The 5247-nt window shown below is 49.4% G+C and carries 4 protein-coding genes, 4 tRNA genes and 1 pseudogene; 2 read left to right on the top strand and 7 right to left on the bottom strand.

Features of this window, described 5'->3' with window-relative positions; translation table 11 throughout:
• The 5 genes from tuf to OGY68_RS06035 form a co-directional block, all read right to left on the bottom strand.
• On the bottom strand, positions 1-1169 hold a 1169-nt coding region (gene tuf / locus OGY68_RS06015), incomplete at its 3' end, for an elongation factor Tu (protein WP_049014834.1).
• A gap of 118 nt (positions 1170-1287) precedes the next feature.
• Positions 1288-1363 (bottom strand) — tRNA-Thr (locus tag OGY68_RS06020).
• 5 nt (positions 1364-1368) lie between these two features.
• Positions 1369-1443: transfer RNA gene (locus tag OGY68_RS06025), tRNA-Gly, on the bottom strand.
• 114 nt (positions 1444-1557) lie between these two features.
• A tRNA-Tyr gene (locus tag OGY68_RS06030) sits at positions 1558-1642 on the bottom strand.
• A gap of 8 nt (positions 1643-1650) precedes the next feature.
• Positions 1651-1726 (bottom strand) — tRNA-Thr (locus OGY68_RS06035).
• Positions 1727-1745: 19 nt separating this feature from the next.
• Here OGY68_RS06035 and OGY68_RS06040 point away from each other — a divergent pair.
• Positions 1746-1826 (top strand): annotated as a pseudogene (locus tag OGY68_RS06040) (hypothetical protein); the annotation flags it as partial.
• A 289-nt stretch (positions 1827-2115) separates the two neighbouring features.
• On the top strand, positions 2116-3066 hold the full coding sequence (coaA, locus tag OGY68_RS06045) for a type I pantothenate kinase (RefSeq protein ID WP_003031107.1): 951 nt from the start codon (positions 2116-2118) through the stop codon (positions 3064-3066).
• A gap of 32 nt (positions 3067-3098) precedes the next feature.
• Here the strand turns inward: coaA and birA are convergent, their stop codons facing one another.
• Positions 3099-4061, bottom strand: a complete 963-nt coding sequence (gene birA / locus OGY68_RS06050) for a bifunctional biotin--[acetyl-CoA-carboxylase] ligase/biotin operon repressor BirA (RefSeq protein ID WP_003826969.1) — start codon at positions 4059-4061, stop codon at positions 3099-3101.
• Positions 4058-5086 (bottom strand): UDP-N-acetylmuramate dehydrogenase, encoded by a 1029-nt coding sequence (gene murB, locus OGY68_RS06055; protein ID WP_048215164.1) that lies wholly within the window; start codon positions 5084-5086, stop codon positions 4058-4060. The genes birA and murB overlap by 4 nt, the downstream gene beginning before the upstream one ends.
• Positions 5087-5247 lie beyond the last annotated feature (161 nt).

The following is a 5247-nucleotide window of genomic DNA, read 5'->3' on the forward strand; positions in this document are numbered from 1 at the left end:
GCAACAACGCCCGCACCAACAGTACGGCCGCCTTCACGGATTGCGAAACGCAGACCGTCGTCCATCGCGATTGGGTGGATCAGGGTAACAACCATTTTGATGTTGTCGCCCGGCATTACCATCTCTACGCCTTCCGGCAGTTCGATGGTACCAGTCACGTCAGTAGTACGGAAGTAGAACTGCGGACGGTAGCCTTTGAAGAACGGAGTATGACGGCCGCCTTCGTCTTTGGACAGAATGTACACTTCAGATTCGAACTTGGTGTGCGGCTTGATAGAGCCCGGCTTAGCCAGTACCTGACCACGTTCGATTTCTTCACGTTTGATACCACGCAGCAGAACACCAACGTTCTCACCAGCACGGCCTTCGTCCAGCAGTTTGCGGAACATTTCAACGCCAGTACAGGTAGACTTAGCAGTCTCTTTGATACCAACGATTTCAACTTCTTCACCAACTTTGATGATACCGCGTTCTACACGACCGGTAACAACGGTACCACGACCGGAGATGGAGAATACGTCTTCGATAGGCAGCAGGAACGGCTTGTCAATCGCACGCTCTGGTTCTGGGATGTAAGAATCCAGGAAGCCAGCCAGTTCGATGATTTTCGCTTCCCACTCTGCTTCGCCTTCCAGCGCTTTCAGAGCAGAACCACGAACGATCGGAGTGTCGTCGCCCGGGAAATCGTACTGAGACAGAAGTTCACGAACTTCCATTTCTACCAGTTCCAGCAGCTCTTCGTCATCAACCATGTCGCATTTGTTCAGGAACACGATGATGTACGGAACGCCTACCTGACGACCCAGCAGGATGTGCTCACGAGTCTGCGGCATCGGGCCGTCAGTCGCAGCAACAACCAGGATCGCGCCGTCCATCTGCGCAGCACCGGTGATCATGTTTTTAACATAGTCGGCGTGGCCCGGGCAGTCTACGTGTGCGTAGTGGCGAGTCGGGGTGTCATATTCAACGTGAGAAGTGTTGATGGTGATACCACGAGCTTTTTCTTCCGGCGCGTTATCGATCTGGTCGAATGCGCGAGCAGCACCGCCGTAGGTTTTAGCCAGAACGGTAGTGATTGCAGCGGTCAGCGTTGTTTTACCATGGTCAACGTGGCCGATAGTACCGACGTTAACGTGCGGTTTAGTACGTTCAAATTTTTCTTTAGACATCGATTGTCCCTCTAAGACACGGATAAATCGGTGATATCACCACATCAACCAGGCAATATACCTGAGCTGTTGAATGCTTTTAAAAGTAAACAGAGAGAAACGGGAAGGAGAAGTGAAGTGGTGCTGATACCCAGAGTCGAACTGGGGACCTCACCCTTACCAAGGGTGCGCTCTACCAACTGAGCCATATCAGCACGTCTGGAGCGGGCAGCGGGAATCGAACCCGCATCATCAGCTTGGAAGGCTGAGGTAATAGCCATTATACGATGCCCGCATCCTGAAACTCGGCTACCCAGTTCTTTCTGCAACAAAAAAGAGATTTCTCTCTTTTCTGTTCGAGCTGATTAATTTTTTAATCAACTCAGGCTGCGATAACGCTGCCAGAAAGTGGTGGTGGGGGAAGGATTCGAACCTTCGAAGTCTGTGACGGCAGATTTACAGTCTGCTCCCTTTGGCCGCTCGGGAACCCCACCGGACTTGATGGTGCCGACTACCGGAATCGAACTGGTGACCTACTGATTACAAGTCAGTTGCTCTACCTACTGAGCTAAGTCGGCATCAAGTAGCGCGCATTTTATGGAGACATGCGCACTCATGCAACTAAAAAATTGCATAAAATGTTCTATCGCTCACATTTTGCACTATACGACCGATAAATAATCTATTTCCTCTTTGAATTGGACAAATTTCCAACGTCAGGTGCCTCCTCTGGGAGGAATTTTGCTCCGGCAGGTACGCTTTGATAGAGAGAAAGCACATCTTTATACATCTGGAATACCCGTCACATTGCATTTCAGAGGATGATTTTTTCTTATTATTCCCCCCCATCTGGTGTTACCCTCCTGCCCATTGTCCAAATTAACTGAAATGTGCGTGCCATTGCGTACCGGGATGATTTCGTTTTTTACCGCAGACCTGATATAGCAATGACAGCCAGACCATGCGTATGAGTATAAAAGAGCAAGCGTTAACGTCGCCTTACCTACAGTTTGATCGCAACCAGTGGGCTGCGCTTCGTGATTCCGTGCCGATGACCCTGACCGAGGAAGAGATTGCTCGTCTTAAAGGCATTAACGAAGACTTATCGCTGGAAGAAGTTGCCGAGATTTATTTGCCTCTCTCGCGTTTGCTAAACTTTTACATCAGTTCGAACCTGCGACGTCAGGCCGTGCTGGAGCAATTTTTAGGCACGAATGGCGAGCGTATTCCTTATATTATTAGCATTGCTGGCAGCGTCGCCGTCGGTAAAAGTACGACTGCGCGTGTTTTGCAGGCTTTGCTCAGTCGCTGGCCCGAGCATCGCAAGGTTGAGTTGATTACTACCGATGGCTTTCTCCACCCTAACCAGGTATTGAAAGATCGTGGACTGATGAAGAAGAAAGGCTTCCCCCAGTCCTATGATATGCATCGCTTGGTTAAATTCGTTTCCGATCTGAAATCAGGCGTACCTAACGTCACGGCTCCGGTCTATTCCCATCTCATCTATGATGTGATCCCTGATGGCGACAAAACCGTTGCCCAGCCCGACATATTAATACTCGAAGGGCTAAATGTATTACAAAGCGGGATGGACTATCCTCACGATCCGCATCATGTATTTGTTTCTGACTTTGTCGACTTTTCTATTTATGTTGATGCGCCAGAAGAATTACTCCAGACGTGGTATATCAACCGTTTCCTGAAATTCCGTGAAGGGGCGTTTACCAACCCGGACTCTTATTTCCATAACTATGCAAAATTATCAGAAGATGAGGCTATCAACACCGCCACATCGTTATGGAAAGAGATTAACTGGCTGAATTTAAAACAAAATATATTACCAACGCGTGAGCGAGCAAGCTTAATCATGACGAAAAGTGCCAATCATGCCGTTGAGCAAGTCAGGTTGAGAAAATAAATAAAAAAGGGGAGCAACAGCTCCCCTTCTTATTACTCAGCGCTTCTTAGCGATATTTCTCCACCCATCCAGGGTTTGATCTCACCATTTTGTTCAAGCAATAATGCACCTTGCGCGTCTATTCCACGAGAGATGCCAAATATTTCTTTATCGCCAATAATAAGTTTGACCGGGCGGTCGATAAAGTTATCCAGTCTCTTCCAGCGAGACAGATACGGCGCTAAACCTTCGTGCTCAAAGAGTACTAACGCAGCACGCAACTCACGTATCAGTCGGGCAGCAAGGGTATTGCGATCAATGTTAATGCCCGCTTCCTGCAAGTTAATCCAGCCTTGATTAACCACATTTTCTTCAACCCGGCGCATGGACATATTAATACCCGCACCGATAACAATCTGCGCGGCATCCCCTGTCTTACCGGTCAGTTCAACCAGGATCCCTGCCAGCTTACGGTCGAGCAAATAGAGGTCGTTGGGCCATTTTACACGTACCTTCTCTGCGCCCAGATCGCGTAAAACCTCAGCCATGACGATACCAATAACCAGACTCAGGCCAATCGCGGCAGCCGGTCCTTGTTCCAACCGCCAGAACATTGAAAGGTACAGGTTGGCACCAAACGGTGAGAACCATTTGCGACCACGGCGACCGCGCCCGGCTTGCTGATATTCAGCGACACAGGCATCCCCTGACTCCAGTTGACCTATTCGGTCCATCAGGTACTGATTGGTTGAGTCGATAACCGGCAGGACTGTGATATTTCCACCATCCAGTTGAGAATGAATAAGTGAGGCATCTAATAGTTGGATAGGCTCCGGTAAGCTGTATCCTTTACCTGGAACAGTAAAGACATCAACCCCCCAGTCGCGTAACGTCTGGACATGCTTATTGATTGCGGCACGGCTCATTCCCAACTTTTCACCGAGCTGCTCACCAGAATGAAATTCGCCATCAGCGAGTAATGAAATAAGCGTCAGAGGGACGGTATTATCCTTCATGCAATGATCTCCACAGCATTCATTTCACCCTGCGGGCCAATAAATCGGACCTCTGGCTCGAGCCAGACATTAAATTTCTCACCGACTTTTTGACGTACATGATGTGCAAGTTGCACCACATCCTGACTCGTCGCATTGTCTGCATTGATCAGCACCAGAGCCTGCTGTTGATGTACCGCTGCGCCACCAATGCGCATGCCTTTTAGCTGACACTGATCGATAAGCCAGCCGGCTGCCAGTTTCACAGAACCATCAGCCTGCGGGTAATGAGGTGCTGTTGGGAATTTTGCCAGGAGCTCCTGCGCAATCTCTGCGGTGACAACCGGGTTTTTAAAGAAGCTTCCTGCATTACCGTTTACTTTCGGATCGGGCAGTTTTGTCGTGCGCATATGGCAGACAGAATCAAAAACCTGCTGAGGCGTCACCGTTGTAGGATCCAGGCGCGTCAGATCGCCATAGGTCAGTACCGGATGCCACTGTTTAGACAAGCGTAAACCAACAGCAATAATTGCGAAGCGATCCTGGTATTCATGTTTGAAGATGCTGTCACGATAACCAAAGCGACATTCTGCTGCACCAACGCGCAGATGTTTGCCAGTCGACAGCTCAACGCAGTCTACGTATTCGCAGACGCGCTGTAGCTCTACGCCATAGGCACCAATATTCTGGATTGGCGATGAACCCACGCAGCCTGGGATAAGCGCCAGATTTTCCAGCCCAGGCATACCAAGCTGCAACGTATGCTGGACCAGATGATGCCAGTTTTCACCCGCACCTACGTGCAAATGCCACGCATCAGGTTGTTCTGTAATCTCAATACCCTTAATACGATTGACGATCACCGTACCCTGGAAGGCATCAAGAAACAGGACGTTGCTCCCTTCGCCCAGGATCAGTACTGGATGATGCGATGCATTGGCTGATTGCCAGGCATTCAGTAATTGTTGTTCATTTTCGGCGCAGACAAGTTCATTTGTTTGCTGATCGATACCGAAGGTGTTCCAGGCTTTAAGGGAGTGATTCATAGACGCTTTCCTGATGCAAAATCGCGCCTAGTTTACCGCATATACCGCAGGATGGCTTGTGTTATGGAGGCTCAGGATATTGCTTTGCACCCGATGGTGCGGTGTTGTGATGTGCCTGATGCGCTGCGCTTATCAGGCCTACTGAAACGCATTCACTGACG

Source organism: Citrobacter sp. Cpo065, assembly GCF_030332805.1.
GTDB lineage: Bacteria > Pseudomonadota > Gammaproteobacteria > Enterobacterales > Enterobacteriaceae > Citrobacter > Citrobacter portucalensis.

What these genes read in the sequence shown, in the direction of transcription:
- coaA (WP_003031107.1), top strand. Translation starts at nt 2,116, where the DNA reads ATGAGTATAAAAGAGCAAGCGTTAACGTCGCCTTACCTACAGTTTGAT.
- birA (WP_003826969.1), bottom strand. Translation starts at nt 4,061, where the DNA reads ATGAAGGATAATACCGTCCCTCTGACGCTTATTTCATTACTCGCTGAT.
- murB (WP_048215164.1), bottom strand. Translation starts at nt 5,086, where the DNA reads ATGAATCACTCCCTTAAAGCCTGGAACACCTTCGGTATCGATCAGCAA.